Source organism: Bacillus sp. FSL K6-6540, assembly GCF_038007545.1.
This window is the reverse complement of record NZ_JBBOXH010000001.1, coordinates 2,403,351-2,426,917: the sequence shown is the minus strand read 5'-3', so window position 1 is coordinate 2,426,917 and position 23,567 is coordinate 2,403,351. Positions and strand designations below refer to the sequence as shown.

20 protein-coding genes are annotated in these 23,567 nt (G+C 53.4%); 7 read left to right on the top strand and 13 right to left on the bottom strand.

Annotated features, from left to right (window positions below):
- Positions 1–26: 26 nt before the first annotated feature.
- Positions 27–1,112, bottom strand: coding sequence for a Gfo/Idh/MocA family protein (locus tag MHH82_RS10680; protein WP_015734422.1), 1,086 nt, complete (start codon positions 1,110–1,112; stop codon positions 27–29).
- Positions 1,113–1,282: 170 nt separating this feature from the next.
- The gene (locus MHH82_RS10675) at positions 1,283–2,383 is read right to left on the bottom strand and encodes a Gfo/Idh/MocA family protein (RefSeq protein WP_009592824.1); all 1,101 of its coding nucleotides are present in this window, start codon (positions 2,381–2,383) and stop codon (positions 1,283–1,285) included.
- A 140-nt stretch (positions 2,384–2,523) separates the two neighbouring features.
- Here MHH82_RS10675 and MHH82_RS10670 point away from each other — a divergent pair, with 140 nt between their 5' ends.
- The gene (locus tag MHH82_RS10670; protein WP_340965594.1) at positions 2,524–3,342 is read left to right on the top strand and encodes an AraC family transcriptional regulator; all 819 of its coding nucleotides are present in this window, start codon (positions 2,524–2,526) and stop codon (positions 3,340–3,342) included.
- Positions 3,343–3,440: 98 nt separating this feature from the next.
- On the opposite strand, the gene MHH82_RS10665 is transcribed toward MHH82_RS10670, so the two are convergent.
- Both MHH82_RS10665 and MHH82_RS10660 read right to left on the bottom strand, forming a co-directional pair.
- Positions 3,441–3,755 (bottom strand): hypothetical protein, encoded by a 315-nt coding sequence (locus MHH82_RS10665; RefSeq protein ID WP_009592829.1) that lies wholly within the window; start codon positions 3,753–3,755, stop codon positions 3,441–3,443.
- Positions 3,756–3,849: 94 nt separating this feature from the next.
- Positions 3,850–4,551 (bottom strand): TerC family protein, encoded by a 702-nt coding sequence (locus MHH82_RS10660; protein ID WP_015734420.1) that lies wholly within the window; start codon positions 4,549–4,551, stop codon positions 3,850–3,852.
- Between the two features lie 516 nt (positions 4,552–5,067).
- Between MHH82_RS10660 and MHH82_RS10655 the strand changes: the two genes are divergently transcribed.
- The 3 genes from MHH82_RS10655 to MHH82_RS10645 all read left to right on the top strand — a co-directional run bounded on the left by MHH82_RS10655 (position 5,068) and on the right by MHH82_RS10645 (position 7,053).
- On the top strand, positions 5,068–5,679 hold the full coding sequence (locus tag MHH82_RS10655) for a TVP38/TMEM64 family protein (RefSeq protein WP_340965591.1): 612 nt from the start codon (positions 5,068–5,070) through the stop codon (positions 5,677–5,679).
- A gap of 93 nt (positions 5,680–5,772) precedes the next feature.
- Positions 5,773–6,738 carry a peptide-methionine (S)-S-oxide reductase MsrA gene (msrA, locus tag MHH82_RS10650; RefSeq protein WP_340965590.1) on the top strand — a complete coding sequence of 322 codons (966 nt, stop codon included), beginning with the start codon at positions 5,773–5,775 and terminating at the stop codon, positions 6,736–6,738.
- A gap of 132 nt (positions 6,739–6,870) precedes the next feature.
- Positions 6,871–7,053 carry a hypothetical protein gene (locus tag MHH82_RS10645; protein WP_015734417.1) on the top strand — a complete coding sequence of 61 codons (183 nt, stop codon included), beginning with the start codon at positions 6,871–6,873 and terminating at the stop codon, positions 7,051–7,053.
- 65 nt (positions 7,054–7,118) lie between these two features.
- On the opposite strand, the gene MHH82_RS10640 is transcribed toward MHH82_RS10645, so the two are convergent.
- Positions 7,119–7,811, bottom strand: a complete 693-nt coding sequence (locus tag MHH82_RS10640) for a YitT family protein (protein ID WP_009592920.1) — start codon at positions 7,809–7,811, stop codon at positions 7,119–7,121.
- A gap of 490 nt (positions 7,812–8,301) precedes the next feature.
- Here MHH82_RS10640 and hmpA point away from each other — a divergent pair, with 490 nt between their 5' ends.
- Positions 8,302–9,507 (top strand): NO-inducible flavohemoprotein, encoded by a 1,206-nt coding sequence (gene hmpA / locus MHH82_RS10635; RefSeq protein ID WP_340965589.1) that lies wholly within the window; start codon positions 8,302–8,304, stop codon positions 9,505–9,507.
- Between the two features lie 200 nt (positions 9,508–9,707).
- On the opposite strand, the gene MHH82_RS10630 is transcribed toward hmpA, so the two are convergent.
- Positions 9,708–10,217 carry a Crp/Fnr family transcriptional regulator gene (locus tag MHH82_RS10630; RefSeq protein ID WP_015734414.1) on the bottom strand — a complete coding sequence of 170 codons (510 nt, stop codon included), beginning with the start codon at positions 10,215–10,217 and terminating at the stop codon, positions 9,708–9,710.
- Positions 10,218–10,398: 181 nt separating this feature from the next.
- On the opposite strand from MHH82_RS10630, the gene MHH82_RS10625 reads away from it, so the two are divergent.
- Positions 10,399–10,785 (top strand): hypothetical protein, encoded by a 387-nt coding sequence (locus tag MHH82_RS10625; RefSeq protein WP_015734413.1) that lies wholly within the window; start codon positions 10,399–10,401, stop codon positions 10,783–10,785.
- A gap of 29 nt (positions 10,786–10,814) precedes the next feature.
- A complete protein-coding gene (locus MHH82_RS10620; RefSeq protein ID WP_340965585.1) occupies positions 10,815–12,962 on the top strand; it encodes a YhgE/Pip domain-containing protein in 2,148 nt (715 codons plus the stop codon).
- Positions 12,963–13,087: 125 nt separating this feature from the next.
- On the opposite strand, the gene MHH82_RS10615 is transcribed toward MHH82_RS10620, so the two are convergent.
- The 7 genes from MHH82_RS10615 to MHH82_RS10585 all read right to left on the bottom strand — a co-directional run bounded on the left by MHH82_RS10615 (position 13,088) and on the right by MHH82_RS10585 (position 23,417).
- Positions 13,088–14,173, bottom strand: coding sequence for a glycosyl hydrolase family 18 protein (locus tag MHH82_RS10615; RefSeq protein WP_340965584.1), 1,086 nt, complete (start codon positions 14,171–14,173; stop codon positions 13,088–13,090).
- 27 nt (positions 14,174–14,200) lie between these two features.
- Positions 14,201–15,958: a polysaccharide deacetylase gene (locus MHH82_RS10610; protein WP_340965583.1), complete on the bottom strand. Its 1,758-nt coding sequence runs from the start codon at positions 15,956–15,958 to the stop codon at positions 14,201–14,203.
- 56 nt (positions 15,959–16,014) lie between these two features.
- Positions 16,015–17,886, bottom strand: coding sequence for a glycosyltransferase (locus tag MHH82_RS10605; protein ID WP_340965581.1), 1,872 nt, complete (start codon positions 17,884–17,886; stop codon positions 16,015–16,017).
- Between the two features lie 20 nt (positions 17,887–17,906).
- The gene (locus MHH82_RS10600) at positions 17,907–19,220 is read right to left on the bottom strand and encodes a nucleotide sugar dehydrogenase (RefSeq protein WP_340965579.1); all 1,314 of its coding nucleotides are present in this window, start codon (positions 19,218–19,220) and stop codon (positions 17,907–17,909) included.
- A gap of 1 nt (position 19,221) precedes the next feature.
- Complete coding sequence (locus tag MHH82_RS10595) at positions 19,222–20,709, bottom strand: polysaccharide deacetylase family protein (RefSeq protein WP_340965577.1); 1,488 nt, start codon at positions 20,707–20,709, stop codon at positions 19,222–19,224.
- 420 nt (positions 20,710–21,129) lie between these two features.
- Positions 21,130–22,056: a hypothetical protein gene (locus MHH82_RS10590; protein ID WP_145035478.1), complete on the bottom strand. Its 927-nt coding sequence runs from the start codon at positions 22,054–22,056 to the stop codon at positions 21,130–21,132.
- Positions 22,056–23,417, bottom strand: coding sequence for a nucleotide sugar dehydrogenase (locus MHH82_RS10585; RefSeq protein ID WP_015734405.1), 1,362 nt, complete (start codon positions 23,415–23,417; stop codon positions 22,056–22,058). The genes MHH82_RS10590 and MHH82_RS10585 overlap by 1 nt, the downstream gene beginning before the upstream one ends.
- Between the last annotated feature and the right edge of the window lie 150 nt (positions 23,418–23,567).

Genomic DNA, 23,567 nt, shown 5'->3' with positions numbered 1-23,567 from the left:
CTTAGTCATCATATTGATTGCAAGATTTAGTTGTCGAAATAAACCGCTTTACCCGTCTTCGCCGATTCATAGATCGCTTCCAGGATTTGCGTCACCACAAACGCCTGCTCCGGCTTAACGACCGGATCCTTATCCTCTATAATCGCTTCAAGCCACATTCTTGCTTCACGGTCCGAGTCGTTTTCCTTGGAGCCCGAATAGAAAGCTACGCCGCCGGCGTTCAGATCCACTTTGGTTTCATACAGTCTGCTCATTTTCTCGCCGTTGATGCGCAAGCCGTCTTTCATGTCGGCTCCGCCTTCGGTTCCCGCCAGAACGGCTTTCGCTTCGCCGATCTCCAGGACGTTAAGCGCCCAGCTGGATTCCAGAACGATCGTAGCGCCGTTCTCCATCGTAATAAATCCGAATGCCGAATCCTCTACCGTGAATTCCTTCGGATCCCACGGACCGAACGCATTCGCCGCATTCTCGCGCTGCCCCAATTTATGGAACGTGGATCCCAGCACGCTTTTCGGCTTGTAATTGTCCATCAGCCACAAGGTCAAATCCAGCGCATGGGTTCCGATATCGATCAACGGACCTCCGCCTTGCTTCTCCTCGTCAAGGAATACGCCCCAGGTCGGAACGGCACGGCGGCGGATGGCCAAGGCTTTACCGTAGTAGATCTCGCCCAGCTCGCCTTCCTCGCAGATCCCCTTCAAATACATGCTGTCGTCCCGGAAACGGTTGTTATAACCGATGGTCAGTTTTTTGCCTGTGCGCTTTGCGGCGTCCAGCATGGCCTGTGCTTCGGAAACCGTTTTTGCCATCGGCTTCTCGCACATCACGTGCTTGCCGGCTTCCAGGGATGCTACCGTGATTTCAGAGTGCGAATCGTTCGGCGTACATACATGGATGACGTCAATGCTGCCGTCTTTCAGCAATTCCCTGAAATCCGTGTACACTTTTGCGCCTTCAACCCCATATTCGGCTGCTGCCTTCTGCGCACGCTCTTCCACGATGTCGCAAAAAGCGACCAATTCAGCCTGCGCCTGCTTCTTCAAGCTCGGCATATGCTTGCCGTTGGCGATTCCCCCGCAGCCGATAATTCCGATTTTCAACGTGTTCGACATGTCCATTTCCTCCCCATACTGTTGATCTTATTGGAGCTGTCCCAATATTAGTGCAACGCTTTCATGCGGATCGCCGGGCAAGAGCTCATCATCCTGCCAGATCCGTCAGAAGCTAGATTGCCTGTTGTTCATAATCAGTTTACAAGAATATGGACCAGGCTTCCAGTTCCCTATTCTGCCGATTCGGCCTGCTGAGGTGCCGGAAGTTTGCCATAACGGTACGTGCTTTGCAGAACGATATGCCTGCCCTCCAGCGAAGACTGCTGAAAGGACTGCATGATCTCCAGCACGTGATAAGCCAAGCGCCCGCTTACGCGGTGGTCCTTCTGCTCATGAATCGATTGGATCATATCATGGATGCCCAGACCCCGCTCGTTCTTCCCGCATTCGAAGGCGGGCTCAAGCAATTCCCATTCCTCGGAGCCGTGCTTGCGCAGCTTTACTTCCCCGTTGAAGTAGTTCGGATCGCCGAGACTCAGGCTGCCCTGCGTGCCGTAGATTTCGATCCAGGGCAGATTGGACCCGCCAAAGATATCGAAACTGGTAATCATGGTTGCAATGGCACCGTTCTCAAAATCCAGCGTCCCTGCCAAATGCGTCGGCGTCTGAACCGTGATCGGCTTTCCTTGAAGCGGGCCGGAGCCGACGGAACGGTCCGGGATCTGGATGCCTGTGGATGCGCTGATCCGGCTTGCGGGACCCAGCAGCTCTACCAGGGCCGACACATAATAAGGTCCCATGTCCATCATCGGACCTCCGCCCGACGCGTAAAAAAATTCGGGATTGGGATGCCATGCTTCCGGTCCGGCCCCCATCATAAACGCCGTTGCGGCAACAGGTCTGCCGATCAGCCCGGATTCAATGGCCGCTTTGGCCGTCTGTACGCCGGAGCCTAGGAACGTATCCGGTGCGCAGCCGACGCGGAGCCCCTTCTGATCCGCGATATTCAGAACGCGGCGGGCTTCGTCAAGGGTTATGGCCAGCGGTTTTTCACTGTAGACATGCTTTCCTGCCTCCAGGGAGGCGATATCGACATTGGCATGGCTGGCCGGAATGGTCAAATTAATAATAAATTCAATATCTGTCTGTGCGAGCATCTCCTCAACCGTGTATACGTTCGGGATGTTGAACTCTTCCGCTTTCGCTTTGGCGTTGTCCGGAATGAGATCGGCACATGCCACGATTTCAACCCAAGGGCTGTTTTTCAAGTTCGTGAAGTATACGCCGCTGATGGTTCCGCAGCCAATTATACCTGCTCTCATTTTTTTCATCGATGTCACTCCTTGAACCAATAGATGTGCTCGGACTAGTACAATGGTATTCTTTTATGCTTTCGTTTAAAATGAAGAATATGATTAAAACATGAACAATCTGGTCATTATTTTCTTATTCTTCAAAGGGGACTTTAGCAATGGATTCAAATCTTTCCAACCAAGTCGTAGCAGCGGATTTCTCATTTCATCGCAAACCTTTCAAGATGTCCCTGGCGGACGGTTTCGACACCTATTTGATGCGTTGGCAGACCGACGGCAAATGCCGCGCCAAAATCGACGGCAAGCTGTCGCTCGTCGAGGCAGGGGATCTGTTGATCTTCACGCCCGGACAGCCTTATGAACTTCGAATCGATGACGAATACAACGCATTGGGTGAATTGACCATCGAAAGCGGCGATTATCATATTTTTTTCAAAGGGCTTTGGGCGGACGCGTGGTGGAATTCCAAGAAACGCCCGACCAAAATCAGGGTGCCGCTGGAGGAGCGTTACCTGAGTCTGTTTCGGCAAATTCTGCTCGAGCAGCGGCGCGTATCGGATCCTTATCCCGAGATTTCGGATTATACCGTGCGGATTCTGTGCCTAGAGGTGGACCGCCTGTTATCGGAGCAGCCGTCAACAACCCCCAAGACGTATCTCGCCTACCGCATGAAGAACTACATTGAGGAGAATGCCTCCTCCATGTTCAAGCTGGAGGATGTCGCCGGCCATGTCGGCATCAGCGTTTCCCGGGCAGTCCATCTGTTCAAGGAAGCGTTCGGCACCACCATCATGCAGTACACCATGGACGTGCGACTGAGCATGGCAAAGGAACGGATCGTTTTCAGCCCCCTCTCCCTGGAGGATGTCGCCGAAACCTCCGGCTTTGCGAACTATACTTATTTTCACCGCGTTTTCCGTTCCCGATTCGGCGTTTCGCCTAAGCAATTCCGCATGTCCAGCCGAACCTCCAATTAATGGTCATACTTCCACGGTAAAAAAGCGGGCCGACCAAGGTTTTTCCTTGATCGACCCGCTCCTTCTTTGAATCGGATGTAAGATATTCCATGATTCCGTTACTTCTTGTCAGGACCAAGGGTGGCCGCTGCCTCGGCAACAACGATAGCCAAGTCTTCATTACCGAACATCGACAGGACGCCAAGCAGGGTCTGATCCGGTATTTCCCCAGCCTCTTCTTTGGGCACCGTCAGTTCAAGCACGCGCGTCAACCGCTCATTGTCCGGCTGATCCGGATAGGCTTTACGGTACAGCTCAGCCGGATCCAGACCGTGATTCACACACCACTGGGCAAATACGAGGATCATCATATCCTCATCCTGACGGTACGATTCCGCTATCCGTTCTTCTACGGACTTCCCCGCAGATTCCATGCATTACTCCTCCTCATGCGAACAGGGTTTTATGGGCTCTGTTCGTTCATGAAGACATTATACCGCTTGGTTCCCGTTCAGACAAAGTCTTAAACTAGTCGACCATCTTTACCTGTACCGGGTTGCTCTTCGCTTTGTGCTCATTCTTCTTCTTCATCCAGGTTCCGATGCCGATGACGATGGCAATGACGATAACCTCAAACCCGTACTTCACGACGCCATTTGCGAACCAGCCGTGAATCATCGGCTCTTCCACCACCATCTTCGATGCGGTCCAGGCTAACACCGCAGCTCCGATCGTGATGATTATCGGGAAGCGATCCGTCAGCTTCAGGATAATGGTACTGCCCCACACCATGATCGGAACGGAAATCGCAAGTCCGACAATAACCAGCATGAAGCTTTCACCCGCAGCGCCTGCTACGGCAAGAACGTTATCCAGTCCCATCATGGCGTCCGCGATGATGATCGTACGGATAGCCGCCCACATTTGGTTGCCCGCGGAAATTTCATGCTGCTTCTCATCGACCAGCAGCTTGTAGGCAATCCACAGCAGCGCGATGCCGCCGATCAAGCGCAAGCCGGGGATCATCAAGAGCTGGACAACGAGCAGCGTGGCTACGATCCGTATGATGATCGCACCGACGGTTCCCCACAGGATGACCTTCTTCTGGTCCTCTTTCTGGACATTGCGAGCGGCAAGACCGATAACGATAGCATTATCGCCTGCCAGCACGAGGTCAATGAGGACAATCGACAGCAGCGCGGTCCAAAATTCCATCGACAGCAAATCCATGATTCCCCACCCTTTCTTCATGTTCTGATTAGGCTTTCACCTACCGACGTCCTCACCCAAAAAAAAACGCTGTTCCCTTCATCGGTAGGGTCTACAGCGTTTTTTGGGCGCAAAAATAGACCTCCACCTCATCATGAAACAATCAGGCAAAGGTCTCGCTAAACAACTCATCGTTGCCAATAAAGCCGGGGATGGTTAGTCCCGTAATGACGACTTTACTTACGATATAGAATTTATAAGTCATCGGCAGAGCCCATGAAATTCTATACCGCAAGAAAACCTACCGTTGAAGTCGCGGTTGTTCATCCTTGATAAGGCCACGACCGAGGTTTTCTTATGAAGCTACTCCCCTTTGGGAACTATTCGGTTGGACATATTATAACATACGAAAAATCGCTTGTATATTCAAATTTTTCCATAGTATCGATTGCGAGAGTCTTCGAAAGACGGGCAGCATGCCTGTTTTTTTGCTATCATGGTGCTATTCAGGTCAACGATGCAAAGTGAGGATTCTACATGAAGAGATGGATCATCCCCATCCTATATGCGGCAGTACTGGCACTTGCTTTTTCATACAGGCATGATATCACGGAGTGGTTGGAGAGCGATCCCCCGCTCTTCCTCATGATCCTGCTGGCAGCCCTGCTTGCCTTATTTCCCGTTGCCCCCTACAAAGTGGTCATCGCTATTCTCGGGTATGCATACGGCACTGTCTGGGCGGCAGCCATATCGTGGTTCGGAACGACGATCGCAGCCGTCATCCTGTATGCGGCTGTGCGGTCTTTATACCAGGAGTCCGGCAGACGGCTGCTTGGGAAATACACGGCTATACATAGGTTTACGACCGCGGTCGAACGGCGCCCCTTTCAGTCGATCCTGCTCGCCCGCCTGCTGCCCGTGATACCCCAAATGGCCGTCAATCTATATGCCGGCGTCGCCTCCATCCCATTCTGGACGTACACCGCCGCCTCCGCCATCGGCAAAATTCCAGCCATCCTCCTGTACGCCTGGCTTGGCAGCGGATTGGCCGATCATCCGGTCATCTTCGCGGCTGTTGCGGCAGGACTTATGCTGCTAACCGCTTTGTTCATGGCCGCTTTCCGGTGGTATAAGGGGAGAACGACATAATCGGAGCAATATTTTGGTTTCCTTGACCAAAATGATTATAATAACAATAAGACTTACATTTTATATTGTTATAAAACGATGGAGGGATAATATATGAATAATCGTTCAACCCCAAGTGAATTGGCTACCTTTGCGGGAGGCTGCTTCTGGTGTATGGTCTCTCCTTTTGACGAGCTGCCGGGCATTCTGAAGGTCGTTTCCGGTTATACTGGCGGCCACAAGGAAAATCCAACCTATGAAGAGGTATGCTCCGATACCACAGGCCATTATGAGGCCGTTCAAATCACCTATAACCCGGAAATCTTCCCATATGAGAAGCTGCTCGAGCTTTTCTGGCAGCAAATCGATCCTACGGATGAGGGCGGACAATTCCATGACCGCGGGACATCCTACCGCACCGCTATTTTTTACCATACGGAGGAGCAGCGCGAGCTTGCGGAGCAATCCAAGCTGGCCGTGGCAGCCAGCGGACGTTTCGACGGACCGATCGTGACGCCGATCATCCCGGCGAGCACCTTCTATGAAGCCGAGGAATACCATCAGGATTACCACAAGAAAAATCCGAGCCATTACAAACGCTATCGCAAAGGCTCCGGACGGGAGGATTTCATTGAGCAGCACTGGTCGGAGCCTGTGGATACCGCCGAGCTTAAGCAGCGCCTGACGCCGATCCAATATGAAGTGACGCAGAACAACGCTACCGAACCCCCGTTCCACAATGAGTATTGGGACCATCATGGGGAAGGCATTTACGTCGATATTGTGTCCGGCGAGCCGCTCTTCAGTTCTACGGACAAATACGACGCCGGCTGCGGATGGCCGAGCTTCACCCGTCCGATTCGCGAATACAACATCAAGGAAAAAATGGATCTTACCCACATGATGGTCCGCACCGAGGTACGAAGCAAAAAAGGCGACTCTCACCTCGGCCATGTGTTCGACGACGGGCCTGGACCGAATGGGCTCCGTTACTGCATCAATTCCGCTGCGCTCCGGTTTGTGCCGAAGGAAGAAATGCAGAGGGAAGGCTACGGCGAGTATTTGCAGCTGTTCGAATAAATCCAATTTTCCAAATGCATTGCCCCTCAGGGGTAATGCATTTTTTATGCGGTTGAACCCGTTTATTCAATTTGGTTGCACGGGGTAATATACAGTACATGCAGTGAACAGTTGAATTGGAGGGATCGTACCATGCCTTGGAGCAAAAATGATTATCCGCCATCCATGAAAAATCTGGAGCCCCGGGTGAGGAATAAAGCCGTGGAAATTGCCAATGCCTTGCTGGAGGAGAACTACGATGAGGGACGTGCCATCGCCATCGCCACCGCCAAGGCACAGGAGTGGGACGAGAACCACCCCAAGGACGAGAAGTAATCGATATAAAGCACATGAAAGAAGCTCACCCTACATGCGGGTGAGCTTCTCTTATTGGGACCGCTTTACGAACGGCCGCTAACGGTATGCTGCGCTGTTTTCGGAGTAACCGGAGTGCTTGGGGCACGGACCGCCTTCCGAACCGGTTTCTTTTCCGCTTTCTCGGTACCGTACGTCACTGTGATGGTGATCACTTGCCCGGCAATCGATACGGCTAATATAGTATATAAGGTTTCAACCAATGGCATATAGAATAGCGATAATAGCAGTACTACGGCATCCATCAGGAAAAACACCGTCCCTACCTTAAGCCCGCTCCACTCGCTGAACAGCACGGAGATTACGTCGTCACCGCCTGTCGCACCGCCATAGCGGAGCACGATGCCGGCTCCAAAGCCCGTCAATAATCCGGACAGCAGCGCGGCTGCCAGCAAGTTATGATTCAGATCGATAACCAGCGTGGAATAGCGCTCGATCAATGCGTAGAACAAGGTAAACATGCTCGCCGCAACAACGGTATTGAATATGAATTTCCGGCCCTTGATGAACAAGGCAATCAGCAGTACCGGTATGTCCATAAGGACCATACTCAATGCTGGCGGAATATCAAGCGCATATTTGCCAAGCAGCGCAAGGCCGACAAAGCCGCCTTCGGTCAAATGATTGTGAAAATTAATGTGATAATACGTAAAAGCCATTAAAAACGTTCCGAACAACATCGCCGACATGGTGATAAATGTGTTTTGTCTTTTCCTCATACAGGATCCCTCTTGTCGTAGTAGATTGGTCAGACATAGGCCAATCTCTACCTTGAGGCAACCTGGAGGAGTTCATCCTTCGAACCATAGTTCCCATCCTTTCGTAGAGACCGTCCTTGTCTTCAGACGTCCGACTTCGCTCTACAAAGGAAGCTATGTGTATGAGAGATCATAACGTTTCCAAATCGTCCTTTGGGGATTCGTCCTTCGGGGACACATGGTATCCTGATCCTTTCTCGTTTTAGTTAGAGTGCTAACATTATTATAACACAGTTGGCATACAAGCTAAACAGCTGGCTAGAATGAATTGGAATCTCTATATGGAATATGTAAAAAATCCAGCTTTAAGAACCTCCTTCGCGTAAAAATGTTGTTCACATATTCGCTGAATCCGATGTGATCTAAATCACAAGAGCCGCTCCATCGCCTGTCTATACTTAAAGGGAACACCAACTCGACTAAGTATCATATGAATCAAGGGGGAGTCTGCATGTTAAGCCAACGTACGATCGAGGTCGTTAAATCGACCGTGCCGGTTCTGGAAACCCACGGCACGGCAATCACAAGCGCATTTTACCAAAAATTGTTTCATCATCACCCGGAACTTCTTAACATATTCAACCATGCGAATCAAAGAGAAGGGAAACAGCCCTTTGCCCTGGCCAATGCCGTATACGCAGCCGCGGCCCATATCGACCGTCTTGAAGCCATCGTCCCGGTTGTTAAACAAATCGGACACAAGCACCGGGCATTAAACATTTTGCCGGAGCACTATCCGATCGTCGGCGAAACGCTGCTCGGCGCCATGAAGGATGTGCTTGGCGATGCCGCAACGCCCGAAATTATCGAGGCTTGGGCCGAAGCTTATGGCGTCATTGCCGATGTCTTTATCGGCATCGAGGCGGATATGTACCAGGAAGCCGCAAACAAAGCCGGCGGCTGGAGCGGATACCGTAATTTCGTCATTGACCGGAAGGTGGAGGAAAGCTCCGTCATTACTTCCTTTTATTTGGTACCGCAGGATGGCGGGGGAATTTCCGATTATCTGCCCGGCCAATACATCACGCTTCGGGTAAAACCTGAGGGCGAAGCCTATTATCATAATCGTCATTACAGCCTCTCGTCCGCACCCGGACATCCTTACTACAGAATTACAGTGAAACGAGAAGACGAGCTGGATGGAAAGCCTGCCGGCATCGTCTCCAACTGGCTGCACCGTCATGCAGAGGTCGGGACCGTTCTCGAGGTCACGGCTCCGGCCGGTACCTTTACGCTGGATACGGACTCCGATCTTCCGCTTGCCTTGATCAGCGGCGGCGTCGGTTTGACTCCGATGGTGGCCATGCTGGAATACGTGCTGCTGAATCAGCCTGAACGGAAAGTAACCTTTATCCATGCGGCCAAATGCGGCAGTCAGCATGCAATGAAGCTGCATATCGATGAGCTCGCCTCGAAGCATCCGCAGCTAAGCACGTACGTCATTTATGAACAGCCGGAAACGGAAGACACTTGCCACCAAACAGGCTACATCGATCTGGAGTTCCTTCGCAAAACGGTCGATCCGAAAGCCGACTTCTATTTCTGCGGGCCGGTTCCGTTCATGCGTGCCGTGAACGGCCATTTGAAAGCGATGGAGGTACCTGCTGACCGGATCCACTATGAATTCTTTGGTCCGGCCGGTACGCTGGAAAGTTAATATTAGGTTAACCGTATCTCAAAACCCAAAAAGATGCCCCTCTTCTGCAAAAGGGGCATCTTTTTGGGTTTGGTGCCTTCCGGCGGCATCGATCAGCCGCGAAGGGTGCATCGACTCATTGCTTTGTCCGGCGCATGCTCGTACAGGGTTTTATAAACCGGTGTATAAAGCTAGTTCAGGCGTCGGCAAAGGGATATGGGCTAAACGTGCTTGCCGTGCTCCCGCAGCAGCCGGTTTACCGTTTCTCTCCTTACCCCGATCAGTTGTCCGATCTCTTCCTGAGTCAAATATTCGGTCAAATGTATCCCTTGGGAATACTCATCCAGCCATTGAATCAGCAGCTCCAGCCGCTCCGCCGGCCCGCCCACGGTTAAGTGATCCAGCCTCATCTGCATGAACCTCACCTTTTCCTGCAGCAATCTGGCAACCTCGAGCGGTTTTCGCGGATCCTCCTCCAGCTGTCCATACCAAGCTTCAGCCGATATTACCTCCACTTCGCTCTGAATCAGCGCGATCGCGGTTCCATGCGTTTCCTTCGGGCTGATCAGCGAGTGATGGGGTACCGTTTCGCCGGGATATAAAATATTGAAAAGCACCATATTGCCGTTGGCATGCAGACGGGTCACCTTAAACAATCCGCTCCGAATGTGATATAAATGATCCCCGCTATCCCCTTGCCGGAACAATATTTCGCCTTTATGCAGTATCATGGTTAATCTCCTCCAGAAAAAATGCAGTTATCAGGAGTGTAAACGATATGCCGCCATGAATCCACCGGGGTGATCACAAATGCCAGAAATTAATGGTTGCAGGCCGAATAAGGATGGCATACCATGTATATAATAGAACGTGTGTTCTTATATTTTTTTCATGTCCGGGGATGTGTCTCTTATGATGAAACCTTCCACTCCTCCTCCGCCTTCGGTCGAAGACGAAGCCCTGATCAAAGATTATCTGCTGCATGACCTGCTTCAGTCTGTTCTCGAACGGGATATTGGAATCCTCAAGACCCTCAAGCTCAAAATGGCCGAAATCTATATTTTAAATCTGCAGCATATCCAAAAAGGGATTTCGGCACGCGCCTGGTCCATTCAACAGCAGATGAAGCGGCGCGGCATCCGGATTCAAAGCCAGGGCCGTACCCCCGAGGAAGGGCTGCAGGTGCATTATCTGTGCCGCGGGTATGAAGGCAGCCTGCTCTGCGATCGGCCCTCTCTCAAGGAAGAGATAAAGGAGCGGCTCGTTTCGTATCTTGGCACGGATTTGGCGGCATACTAGCTCCAACTATGTACAAGACAGGAGCGCTCATGAAGAATATTTTCCATATATATTCTGCCGATATCCGTAGAATCGTCCGCAATTGGGCTGCAGCCGTTATCATCGGGGGTCTTGCCCTCCTTCCTTCTCTATATGCCTGGTTTAACATCGAAGCTTCCTGGGATCCCTACGGCCAAACCTCAGGTGTATCCATTGCCGTTGCCAACCTGGATAAAGGCACCACCCTTCGCGACCAGCCCATTAACCTGGGCAAAGAAATCGTGGAGTCCCTGCATCACAATGAGAAGCTGGGGTGGCGGTTTACGGAGGACAGCGAGAATGCGATACAGGGGGTGCGGCGCGGCACCGATTATGCCGCTATCGTCATTCCGGAGAACTTCTCCGCCAGGATCGGCACCGTACTGACCAATGAGCCCGTCAAGGCTCAGATCCTCTATTACACGAACGAGAAAATCAACGCCATTTCGCCCAAGGTGACGGCCCAGGGGGCATCTGCCGTCGTGGAGGAAGTCAGCAAAAATTTCATCAAAACCGCCAATGGCACCATCTTCGAGATTTTCAACACGCTCGGGATCGAGATCGAGAACCAGCTCCCTGCGATCAACAAAGTACGAAGCTTGCTGTTCCGGCTCGAAAAAAGCTTTCCCGAGCTCAACGAGGCGGTGAGCACGGCCCAGCAGGATATCAAGCTGGCCAACCGGTTGGTTGAGCAAGCCGATGCGGCTCTGCCCCGCCTTGAAGGGATTGCCACGGACGGCAAGGAAATGGCCGGTGCGCTGGCGGAGTTCGCGAATCAGGCCGCAGGGGCCTCGAAATCGCTGGAGCCTGCGCTGCGGCAGGACTTGGAGGTGCTGGGTGCAGCCACCGGAGCGCTTTCGCAAGTGCTGGACGCACTAGGGCAAAAAGGCATCGACCCGAAGGAGCTGGCCAGCCGCCTGAACGCTGCGAAGGAGCGCGCTGAGACTGCAGCGCAAGCCGCGGCCCGGCTGGGGCAATTGTTCAAGCGGCTGGGCTCGATCTCCCCGGCGGCGGCTTCCGCGGCCGCTAAGCTCGAGGACATTGCCGCACGATGGACCTCGGCTCAAGCCGTGCTCCAAAGCATTGCCCAAGCCGTGGAACGGGGGGAGGAAGCACCTGCGGATTCCATCGACAAGCTGAAGAAGCTGACCGATGACATTAACGGGCTGACCGACGCGCTGCTAAGCCGGTACGACAGCGAAATCGGCCCGGCGATAAGCAAGGCCTTCACCAAGGGCGCAGGTACGGCGAAGCGCGTTCAGCAGGAATTGACCCAGGCGCTTGCCAGCGTCCCCGACATCCAGCGTTTGCTTCAAGATGCCCGGAAAGGGCTCAAAGTGGGAGGCCAAGAAGTGCAGCTCGCCCAAAATCGTCTGCCGGAAGCGGAGCTTCGGATTACGCAGCTGGCCAACCGGCTGCGCGAGATGGAAGCGGAAGGGGATATTCAAGAGATCATCGATCTTCTCCAAAACAATTTCGAGCTCGAGAGCCAGTTTTTTGCCGAGCCGGTTACGCTGGAAGAGAATCGCCTGTACCCCATCCCGAACTACGGCTCCGCGATGTCGCCCTTCTTCACGACCTTGTCCTTGTGGGTAGGCGCACTGCTGCTCGTTTCCCTGCTCTCCGTTGACGTACATGATGAGGAGAGAAGCTTCCGCAGCATCGAGGTTTACTTCGGACGCTATCTCACCTTTCTGACCATTGCCCTGTTCCAGGCGCTGTTCGTTACCCTGGGCGATATTTATTTGCTGGGAGCCTATGTGGTGAACCCCGGCTGGTTCATTCTGTTTGCGCTGCTGATCAGCTGCGTTTTCATGCTGATCGTCTACACGCTGGTGTCCGTGTTCGGCAATGTCGGAAAAGCGATGGCGATCGTTCTGCTCGTGCTGCAGCTGGCAGGCGCTGGCGGGACCTTTCCGATCCAGATGACCCCGCCGTTCTTCCAGGCATTGCATCCGTATTTGCCGTTCACCTATGCCATCAGCATGATGCGGGAAGCCGTCGGCGGCATCCTGTGGGATATCGTCATCCGCGATATGCTGCTCATGCTGGTCTTCGCGGCGATCGCGCTTGTGATCGGGATCGCGCTCAAGAAGCCGATCAACCGGGCCAGCAGCGGGCTGATCCGCAAAGCGAAAGCTTCGAAGCTCATTCATTGATTCCCCCTCCGGCGGGGACGGACAGAATGACGAGCGCTCTGCCTCCCGAATGTTCCCATACGTGAAAGGACACCCCGAGCGGCTTCTTATTGAAGCCGCGGGGTGTCCTTTTGGGTTATGCGAAATCATTCATGATGGGATTGCTGTCGAATTTCGCTCAACTTCTGCAGCGTATTTGCATCCATTTCGCCGAGCCGCCAGATCGCAATCTTCGAAATGCCCGCCTCCCCCGCCGCATCCATCCATCCGGCAAGGGTCGTTCCGTCCGCATACCATACGGTATGCCCGATGCCTTGGTCGTCCGTGTACTCGAAGTATAGGGCCCCGCTGTCCGGATCCCGCTTCGGTTCGTCCGGGCTGGCACGCGCCAGCTCTACCGCACGCTTCTCCGTTAAAGAGACCGCCTTGCCATTCTCCGCCCAGTCAAACCCGCCAACCGACAGCGCGATGGCATGGTCTCCCGGCAGCTGCCGCAGCTTGCCCCCCAGCTCCTTGATCATGGCATAATCCGCCTTCGGTCCGGGTCCGCTATGCCCCCCGTACAGGTTGTATGCCATCAGGACATAATCAGGCCCCTCCGGCAGCTTAAGCGATGACAAGGATACGCCCGGCTCCAGCACGATTCGAAGCGAGAGGCCTTCCGCCCGGAGACGCTCATACAGCTCCTCGTACAGCGCGGAGAGGTTTGCCCCATCCTCCTTGCGGACCTTCTCGTAATCCAATTCCACGCCGTCAAAGCCGTGCTGGGATGCCATGTCCAGAATCCGCCTGATATGTTGGCTGCGGCTTTCGGGAGTAGCGACGAGCCGGGATATCAGCTCCGGATCCTTCTGTTTGGCCGTTCCATCGGGATGGAAACGATCGTTGACGATCGTCAGGACGCCGCGAGCCGGCTCCCCTTCCTTGGACGCCTCCAGGAACGCAGGCAGCGCCTCCCGAAAATCCGACGTCAAGTAAAGCTCGTCTTTATGATTGAAATAGGCTGCAAACAGCTTGATTTCTTCAAGCCCATCACCGAGCTGCTTCCAATCTGTCATGCCCGTCTCCCACTGCCAATCCGTAATCCAGGCAGACAGCTTGACTTGTGCCTGCAGCGGCTGGGGCAGCATCGATGGCTCCTTCTTTTGATCCTCCAACCACCAGAAGGAGACGGCAGCACATAATACCGCAACCCCCGCAGCTGCCGCCCATTTCTTCCTGCGATTCTTCATTCGTTGTTCACGTCCTACGCCCAATTTTTAGAAAGTCTCGACAGCCCAGTCGACCGCGCGATTCATGCTTCGCTGTACGCCGGTCAGGACACCGGCAAGTCCGGACGGCTTGTTCGTAAACAGCAGCTTACGTTCGGCACCCGGTGGCTCCGACACAATCGTGACATCTTCAAAGACGGCGTCGTAAATATCATCCTTTTCGTTCTGCTCATGATACTCCGATTCAAGCGCCACGCCTCCTGCGCCGATCGATGCATCCACAGGCTGCCGGTCCAGAAGCACCTGCCGATCAACGCTCACGGACAGGGCATCGCCTTTCACCGAAATCTCCAGCCACCGATTTCCGAGTATGTTGACAGGGTACTCATTCTCATCATCCCGGTCTCCGGACAGCGTCTGCTCCTTTGTATAGACCGAAGCCTTATCGAATTGCAGATCCTCTTCGCCCCATGCCACCTTCGGCAAGGCGTACGTGAACAGCTCCTCGGGAGCTTGGCCCGCTATCTTCTGTTCCACCACCACGTGGTTGTTCTCCAGCAGAAGCCTGAGATACGAACCCTTCGTTCGGTCGTAACGGACATAAACCGACTGCCGTCCTACCACATTGCCGAGCGCTTTGGCCGAGACGGTGACGTCTTGCTCCCCGCTGCCCTTAAAATACACGCTTCCTGCCTGGGACGGGGGCGATGTGACCACCATCCGGTTATCCGTAAATTCTGCCGCTCCGCCAAGCAGCTCCCACTTGTCAGCCTGCTCCGTGTCGCCCCGTACAAACTGCATAGGCTGCCCTTGGTCCTTACGCAGCTTCATTAACAGGTGATTGGTAGACCAATACGGCGCGGGCTGGACCCGGGTCAGATTATACAGATCGCTATCCTTCGAATTGAAGGTCACGCCTTCCCGGTTGAAATTCATCCCGAACAGCTTCTGAATCTGATCCGAATTGGCATTCGCCACAAGCTGATTCATTCCTCCGCCGAGCGCATTGGCATGCATGATCATATACGTGAGCGGAACGTAACCGAGCGATTCCGTGTAAACCTTGTCCATTGCCGCATAGTCGGCCCGGATCCGCTCTTCCATCTCGGCGCGGTTCTCGAGCGGAATCATGTTCTCGTCGCGGATGAAATCCATCAAATAGTGGTTGTAATATTCCACGTTGGATTTGACAGTCAGCTCACTCTCGTCTTTAACGCCGACATAACGGCCCTCATCATCGAAAATATTGATATAGGTCAGCCGGTTGCCGTTAGTCCCAAGCTCCCAATAACCGGTGCGGGTCATCTTCAGCATGTCCTTCGGCTGCAGAAATTTCCGTTCGCTGTTGCCCATTTTATTGGCATAGGACAGAAAGGTAGCCTTATAATTATATTTTTCAAGCAGCGGCTGCGCGAACAGCGCGGAATCATTCCGCCCGTCTTCAAAGGACAGGTACAGCGCCTTGTCGGGCAGCTTCTTGCCATGGCTGTAATAATCGATGATATCCTGCTGCGAAATCGTCGTATAGCCCTGTTCGTATAAGGCCTTCAGCTGCGCATCCAGCTGGGCCTTGGATACGAGCTTGGACGTCCCGGTGCGGCCGACCCCGAAATAGGACAGGGCAATAAAGCCCTGATCCTGACGCCAGGCGGATCTGTCCGGCTCCTTATATGTTCGAAAATCGAAAATCGCATTGGCCAATAGGACGGCTGCAACGGCCAATACAATGGCCTGTGCCGTTACTTTGATGATTTTCCTGCGATTTTTTCGCCGAACATTGAGGGCTGTTTTTTGTTTTTTAGCCATATGTCATCCTCACTTCAATCCTCACTTCAATCCTCACTTCAACCGCTTTGACACGATCAGAACGGTAATCCGAATTTTTTGCCTTTGCGCTTGCGGGCTTCCTTCTTCTCCCTGGCTTCGATATCCTGCGGCGTTTCCCGGGTCCCCCACGTCGATTTCCAGAAGGTAAACCAAGCCACCGGCATCTGCCATAACAGGACGAATTCATAGAAGAGGCAGAATACGAAGCCGAACACCCAAAGTCTGCTCTTCCGGAACAGCAGGTGGGCCAGGCTCATCAGCAGCGCCATCAGCAGTAATCCCATCAGGAAGGTCCCCGGGAAAATGCCGTGAACGATCGGCACGTACATGAGGTTGTAGGCAACCACGACAGGCGCGGCAATCGGCACGATCAGGCCTATGTAAAAAAACAACGCCATAAACGGCTCTTTTCGCCATATGAAACTTCCGGCCCGCAGCGATTCGCGCAGCCAGGAGCGCTTCCACCGCATCTGCTGCTTCAGAAACACCTTCATCTGCGAAGGCACGATCGTCGAGCAAATGGCAGAATCCTGGTAAGCGGTACGATGCGTTTTCAAAATAAAGTTCGTCATGCTCCGGTCGTCTCCGAAGGTGGCGGGCCTGCCCAGAAACTTCTGGTTCAGCCAAGCGTCCGCATGCTGCACGATCAGCTCTTTCCGATAGCAGGATAAGGGACCCGACAGGCAGGTCACGCTGTCAAACCAGGACTCTGCCGCTTTCATGATCCGAAAGGCGATATAATAACGGACGGTCTGCAGCTTCGTCATGTTATTGGTATATTTGTTCTCGACGTCCGTCCGTCCGGCAACGCCGCCCATCTTGGGATCCTGAAAGGGCTGGACGAGGTGGCGAATCGCCGTCGGATCCAGGAAGCTGTCCGAATCCACGAAGACCACCAGATCATGCTTGGCCATCTCGACGCCTTTGACCAGAGCGGCCCGTTTGCCCGCATTCTCGGGCAGCACCATATAGGACAAGCGCTCCCGGGTAGCGTAACGCTCCGCCTCGGAATGAATCAACTCGATCATATCCTGGATCTGCTGTACCGACTGGTCCGTCGATCGGTCGTCTACCACTATGACCTCCAGCTTGTCTACGGGGTAGTCCTGATTCATGCAGCTGAGTATCGTGCGCTTGATCCATTCCGCTTCATTGAAGCAGGGGATGATAATCGATACTCCCGGCGTATAATCCGGATTGATCGGCACATCGCGGTACAGCGCTCCGAACAGGTAGCGCGTTAGCAGAAACAGGGCCGCGATCAGGCTGTACAAATACAGCACCATGCTGTATTTGAAATAAATGATGCTCTCCGCCCGCATCAGCATGATGAAGAGCACCGCCATGAACAGCATTGCGCTGGCGGAATATACGGAATAACCCCACCGTTTGCGCTGAAAATAATCCGTGAGCGGTTTCTCGAACTCCAAGGCAAGCAGATGCTCTTCGCCGGCTTCCGTCGAATTCAAGGCCCTGCGGACAACGGTTGCATCGATCCTGACGGCCGATTCGAAGCCCTCGGGCATAGCCCCCGGGGGGATGCGGAATCTCGCTTTCACTTTGTCGCCGACTTCGAGGCTTGAAGCGTCGTCCGGCAGCCTGAGCAGAAGGCCCGTGGCCGAAATGTCGGCAGCCACGCCCTTGATCCCGGCTTTTTTCTTTTTCCCGTTCGGGACAAGCAAAACTTCAAAATCCGCCTCGTAACGCAAGCTGAGCATCCGCAGCTTGTTTAAATATTCAGAGCTGGACAAATCATCCCCGGTCTTCTGCGCCCGGTTGCCTCTTCGATCCGCTTTCATCCGGATCTGCTCCGGATCGGGCACATAGGAAAGAGTGCGCCTGTCCGTGCGTGGAAGCGTCAGAACTTCCTTGGTGCTCTTCGGTTGCTTTCTTTTAATAATCCTCATTGCCTTCTCCCATCGTTATCTTACAAACTCCAATAATGAAAGCCATGGGCTTCGCATTCGGTTTTTGAGTAAGCTCCCTTCACGTCGATCAGAAGCTTCGCCTGTTCGGAACTGAACATGTCCTTGAATGCCGCGATCCCGAGCTGCTTGAACTCCCGGTGAGCGACCGCCACAACCGCAATCTGGATTCCGTTCAGCTCGCTCATGTCCGACAGCTCGATGCCGTATTCCTCGTAAGCCTGCTTCGGGTCTACGTGCGGGTCCGCCACCATTGGCCGGATCCCGTAATCCTGCAGCTCCCGAATAATATCGATGACCTTGGAATTGCGGATATCCCGGCAGTCCTCCTTGAACGAAAGGCCCATGACGGCCACCTTCGCCTTCATCAGATCTATCCCTTGGCGAATCGCAAGTTTAATGACGTGCTGGGCAACGTATTTTCCCATTCCGTCATTGATATGCCGTCCTGCCAAAATAATCTTGGAATGATACCCCGTATCCTCGGCCTTATACGTCAGATAATACGGGTCGATTCCGATGCAATGCCCGCCGACGAGACCAGGGCGGAACGGGAGGAAATTCCATTTCGTTTCTGCTGCGCGCAGCACCGCATTCGTATCGATGTCCATCTGGTTGAACAGCATGGAAAGCTCGTTCATAAAGGCAATGTTGATATCGCGCTGGGCATTCTCAATGACCTTTGCCGCTTCCGCCACCCGGATGGTTTCCGCCCGGTGAACGCCTGCCTCGATAATCAGCTCATACAGTCTGGCAACCGTCTCCAGCGCCTCCGGATCATTGCCGGACACGATTTTCACGATGGTCTCCAGCCGGTGGACCTGGTCTCCGGGGTTAATCCGTTCCGGGGAGTACCCCACCTTGAAATCCTCGCCCAGGCGCAGGCCCGACTCCTCTTCAAGAATCGGAATGCAGACTTCCTCCGTAACGCCCGGATAGACCGTTGATTCATAGACAACCACCGCTCCCCGCGTCAAGGCGCGGCCGACCAAACGGCTGGCATTCCGCACGAATTTCAGGTCCGGTACATTGCCGCTTTTTACGGGTGTCGGAACGGCCACGATAAAGCAGCGAGCCTCCTTCAGCTTGTCCGGATCCGAGGTGAAATCGGCCGCACAGCCCGCAAGCAAGTCATCTCCGATCTCACCGGTAGCATCGAATCCGCTGCGATACTGAGACACCTTCGCCTCGCTCAGATCAAAGCCGATGACATCCAGCCTTTTCGAGAACGCGACCGCCAGCGGCAGGCCGACATAACCCAGTCCGACGACCGCCAATTTATTCACGCGGTCCAGCATGTTTTCATATAATTCCATTTTACTCCATCTCCATTGCGGCCTGCTCCTGCAACTGCATCATGTCCGCCATTTTTACAAACGTGTATCCTTTATCCTTGAGGCCTTCCAGCACGCGCGGCAGCGCCTCAATGGTATGAATGTCATCCAGCATATGCAGCAAGATGACGCTTCCCGGCTGCGTCTTGGTCATAACCCCGTTCACAATATCGTCGGCACTATTGGAAATATCCCAATCCAGCGTCGTCACGTCGTACATGGCAATCACCGGGTAACCGACTGCCGCCAACGCTTTGGCCCGTTTATCGTCGACCACGCCGGTCGGCGGACGAAACAACATGACAGGCTGCTGCTGGATGGCTTCGGTAATGACCTGATGCGCCTTGACGACATCCTGCTGAAGCTCTTCGGGCGTCAGCGATGTAACGACGGGATGGCTGTAGGAATGGTTGGCCACGTCATGCCCGCCTTCCACCATTGCCCGCGCCAAATTCGGATTGCTTTCCACGCCTTTGGCCCTCAGGAAGAAGGTCGCTTTGACATCATGCTCGGCCAAAATATCGAGTATGCGGGTCACCGTTTTATCGCTTCCGAAATCGTCAAACGTCAGGGCGACTTCTTTTTTGTCGGTATCGACTTGATAAACCAGCTCATACTTCGCCCGTTGATAATCCGGATTGATGCGGGCAGCGTCATATCCCGGAATTTGCTCAAGCGGCTTTCGCTCGCCCCCGTTCTGCACCAGCTCATCCAGCGTAACCAGCCGATATCCGATATCGTCCACGGCCTTGGCAATGTATTTTATGGAAGAGACCACTTCCGGATTGACGTCAGTGTTCATGGAGATGATGCCGCCTCTGGAGACGAACCTCGCCACGTATTCTCCGATGGCTTCGGCACTCTGCATATCGCGGTCCTTCGGATTGATGTTATAGCTGACAACCGCCTTCATTCCAAGATGCGCTGCCGCCAGCGGCACATCTTCCGGGTAATCGCCCGAACGCGTCCGGACATAGCGGGGCTGGGCGCCGGTCTCCCGTTCAATAACGTCGTTTGCCAGCTTGATCTCCTTATAGATCTGATCGTAATCCAGCTTGTTCATATCCAGCTGATTGAGCGTATTGTTCTCGATTTCATGGCCTCCGGCCAAGATCGCGCCCGCAATGTCCGGCTCCTCCGCCACTCGGATGCCCGGAAGAAAGAAGGTCGCCTTGATTCCGTACGTTTCGAGTTCATCGATCAGTGCCGTCATGGTGGCTTTATCCCCCATGCCGTTAAAGGTAAGCGCCAATTCCTTCCTGGCCGTATACACGTACGGAATTTCCCTGCTCTTCTCCCCTGTATACCGCTCCACCTTTTGAGCAGGCGCTATCGGACCTCCCGCTTCATCGCTGGAGGCTGCTTTACCGCCAAAAAAACCGCAGCCGCCCATCAACGCCAGGATCGCCAGCAAAGCGGTCATTCGGGTAAGCATGCAAAACACTCGGTTACTACTAGAAACTCTCTTCATTTGAATACTCCTTTAACATTTCAAACAGGGCTTATTGTGGAGCCCCTCCTGAACAAACCATTAGAATTTAACACCAACCTGACGTAATTGCTATGCTTTTTTGAAAAAATTCATAAAAATCCACCTTTTTCAAAAATCAGCGATATAAGAGCTTAGAAATCGTCGTCCATCTTATGTCAATATTTGCCCTTTGTTTCAAAGCATGTTCCTCTGCCTGCCGCTCAATGATACCCATTATAGAATTCGGTTCTCTACAATTTCTAGACAATACCGCGCAGACCCGATTTCCCTTCCCTTCCTTGGACAAAAAAATACCCCCGAAAGTCTCTTGGAGACCTTCGGAGGTACGTTGAATGAGTGAATGATATGAAGTTGTTTCCTTGTAACACGGAGCAGAGGCGACAGGCCATTATGGCAATATCACTGCTCTTCCCCGCCCATCGCGGTTCGTTTGTGGACCCAGGCCTGATAGTGATGGACGGCCAATCCCGCGAAGGAGGAATGGTCGCTGCCAAGCTTGGCGGCGCGCAGGGCTTCGTCCTCCATCTCCTGCTCGCTCTTGGAATAAAAGGTCAAATGCTCGCCTTCGTCCGTATCCCCGAGCTCCATGCCGATCCACACGGATTTGCCGAGTTCGTCGGCCTGCTCCAGCTCCTCCTTGGACAATTCATACATCTGCTCCCCGCTGTCGCGGTATGCCATAACGGCAATCGCATCCGTATTTTGGATCATCCAGCGGCTGAACGAATCGGTATCCGCTCGGCTCGGTCCAGGTATCGAATCAAGCCAGAACGGAACCGCGGCACTGAACGGGAGACCCTGACGCTTGGCCTCCTGGACCCAGACTTCCGTGTTGGCGCTCCATTCTTCCACCACCCGTTCCTGTTCGCGATCCCACCTGCGAAGCACGTAAGGCTCCACATCGAACTGCACGCCCTCGAATTTCTCCTCGGGGGCGGAAGCCTGGTTGTACTCTTCCAGCCAGGCCAGCAGGTCCATCCCTTTTTGCCGGCCTTCCTCATAAGCCCAGTCGGGATGGCCGTTCAAAGCATGGACGCTGATGCCCTGCCGATGTGCTGCAGCCACGAAATGGCGGTACTCCTCGTCCGTAACCTCTTGTTGAATTTGCAAAAAGATCGTTGTAATGCCTTCCCTGCCGCTAAAGGCTACAATCTCCTCCGTTTCGCTTCGGATCAGACTTGCATCCCACAGCCAGGTAGCCTTGTTTTGATTCACCTTGCCTGACGGAAGAAGAAAAAGGATCAGCAGCAAAAGACAGATGCCGGCAGCCAAGATGATCCACTTCGCTTTTGCATCGATATGCCTCCGTCTTCTCGTCCATTTCATCAGATCAAGACAGCCTCGCCCGGCTCAGGCACATGCTGAACGGAATGGCCGATCTTGTAAATATGAGGCTCGGCATACGCTTTAAATGCATTCCGCGTGTCCAAGATCGGCACGCCGGCCGAAGCGATCGAATGATAATCCAGATTGCTGTGGTTCGTAATGAGGACGATGCAATCGTACCGGCTGAATTTCGCGAGATCATACTCCACGCTGCGAATCGTTTCGCCTTGCTTATCCACGAAACTGTTGGCATACGGATCGTAGTAATCCACATAAGCGCCGTTCTCCTTGAACTGTTCGTAAACTTCGAGGCCCGGGGATTCGCGCAAATCGCTGATGTCCGGTTTGTAGGCCATGCCTAACAACAGGATATTGGAGCGTTTGATCGATTTGGCATATTCATTCAGAATCGTCGCCGTTTTGTTGATCACGTAGTAAGGCATGTTGTCATTGGTGGATTGTGCCAGCTCAATGAATTTGCTGTAAAAGCGGAAGCCCTTGGCCTTCCACGATAAGTACATGGGATCCAGCGGGATGCAGTGGCCGCCGATGCCTGGCCCCGGATAGAACGGCATGAAACCGAACGGCTTGGTGGCCGCAGCATTGATCACTTCCCATACATCGATGCCCATACGGTCGCACATCATCGCCATCTCGTTGACGAAGGCGATGTTCACGCTGCGGAACGTATTCTCCAGCAGCTTGGACATTTCCGCAACTTTCGGATTGCTGACAGGTACAACCGTCTCCACGTACTGCTTGTACAGCGCTTCGCCCAGCTTCAGGCAGGCATCCGTCGTGCCGCCGATCACCTTCGGCGTGTTCCGCGTATTAAAGCGGCTGTTGGACGGATCGACGCGCTCCGGCGAGAAGCACAGATAGAAGTTCTGGCCGACCTTGTAACCGAGCTTCTCGATCGGTTGTTGAATCAGTTCCTCCGTGGTTCCCGGATACGTCGTGCTCTCCAGCGTAATTAACAGATTAGGCTTCATGAAGCGTTTGAGCTGATCGACTACCATTGTAATGTAGGAAGTATCCGGGTCCTGATTCTCGCTGAGCGGCGTCGGCACGCAGATGCTGACCGCGTCAATGACGGCGATCATGCTGTAATCCGTTGTCGGCTTAAAGCGTCCGGTCTCCATGCATGCCGCAAGCTCTTCGGACGAGATGTCCGTAATGTAGGACTCGCCGCGGTAAATGCGGTCGATTTTGTCGGAATCCAGATCGATGCCGATGACCGTAAATCCTTGTTTCACCATTTCCACAGCCAGCGGCAAACCTACATAACCTAGTCCCACAACACCCAGTACAGCTTTCTTATTTTCAATGGCACTCAATAAAGTTTCATATTCCTCATTCACAAGTATTCAACCTCCATCGGATGTATAGTCTATTCGTCTATTTCTTTTGTTCGTCGGCCAAAAGACAGACTTGTTTGTTGAACTCTTTCCTTGCGATTAAAGAACCTCTTCAGCTCAACTAATCACGTATCAATCCTGAATCTCATCTAA

Bases quoted from the DNA above. Each gene is read 5' to 3' on its own strand.
- MHH82_RS10660 (WP_015734420.1), bottom strand. From the start codon at position 4,551: ATGGATTTGCTGTCGATGGAATTTTGGACCGCGCTGCTGTCGATTGTC.
- MHH82_RS10630 (WP_015734414.1), bottom strand. From the start codon at position 10,217: ATGATACTGCATAAAGGCGAAATATTGTTCCGGCAAGGGGATAGCGGG.
- MHH82_RS10595 (WP_340965577.1), bottom strand. From the start codon at position 20,709: ATGAAGAGAGTTTCTAGTAGTAACCGAGTGTTTTGCATGCTTACCCGA.
- MHH82_RS10620 (WP_340965585.1), top strand. From the start codon at position 10,815: ATGAAGAATATTTTCCATATATATTCTGCCGATATCCGTAGAATCGTC.
- msrA (WP_340965590.1), top strand. From the start codon at position 5,773: ATGAATAATCGTTCAACCCCAAGTGAATTGGCTACCTTTGCGGGAGGC.
- MHH82_RS10600 (WP_340965579.1), bottom strand. From the start codon at position 19,220: ATGGAATTATATGAAAACATGCTGGACCGCGTGAATAAATTGGCGGTC.
- MHH82_RS10615 (WP_340965584.1), bottom strand. From the start codon at position 14,173: ATGAAGAATCGCAGGAAGAAATGGGCGGCAGCTGCGGGGGTTGCGGTA.
- hmpA (WP_340965589.1), top strand. From the start codon at position 8,302: ATGTTAAGCCAACGTACGATCGAGGTCGTTAAATCGACCGTGCCGGTT.
- MHH82_RS10625 (WP_015734413.1), top strand. From the start codon at position 10,399: ATGATGAAACCTTCCACTCCTCCTCCGCCTTCGGTCGAAGACGAAGCC.
- MHH82_RS10590 (WP_145035478.1), bottom strand. From the start codon at position 22,056: ATGAAATGGACGAGAAGACGGAGGCATATCGATGCAAAAGCGAAGTGG.
- MHH82_RS10640 (WP_009592920.1), bottom strand. From the start codon at position 7,811: ATGAGGAAAAGACAAAACACATTTATCACCATGTCGGCGATGTTGTTC.
- MHH82_RS10655 (WP_340965591.1), top strand. From the start codon at position 5,068: ATGAAGAGATGGATCATCCCCATCCTATATGCGGCAGTACTGGCACTT.
- MHH82_RS10675 (WP_009592824.1), bottom strand. From the start codon at position 2,383: ATGAAAAAAATGAGAGCAGGTATAATTGGCTGCGGAACCATCAGCGGC.
- MHH82_RS10610 (WP_340965583.1), bottom strand. From the start codon at position 15,958: ATGGCTAAAAAACAAAAAACAGCCCTCAATGTTCGGCGAAAAAATCGC.
- MHH82_RS10670 (WP_340965594.1), top strand. From the start codon at position 2,524: ATGGATTCAAATCTTTCCAACCAAGTCGTAGCAGCGGATTTCTCATTT.
- MHH82_RS10605 (WP_340965581.1), bottom strand. From the start codon at position 17,886: ATGAGGATTATTAAAAGAAAGCAACCGAAGAGCACCAAGGAAGTTCTG.
- MHH82_RS10645 (WP_015734417.1), top strand. From the start codon at position 6,871: ATGCCTTGGAGCAAAAATGATTATCCGCCATCCATGAAAAATCTGGAG.
- MHH82_RS10665 (WP_009592829.1), bottom strand. From the start codon at position 3,755: ATGGAATCTGCGGGGAAGTCCGTAGAAGAACGGATAGCGGAATCGTAC.
- MHH82_RS10680 (WP_015734422.1), bottom strand. From the start codon at position 1,112: ATGTCGAACACGTTGAAAATCGGAATTATCGGCTGCGGGGGAATCGCC.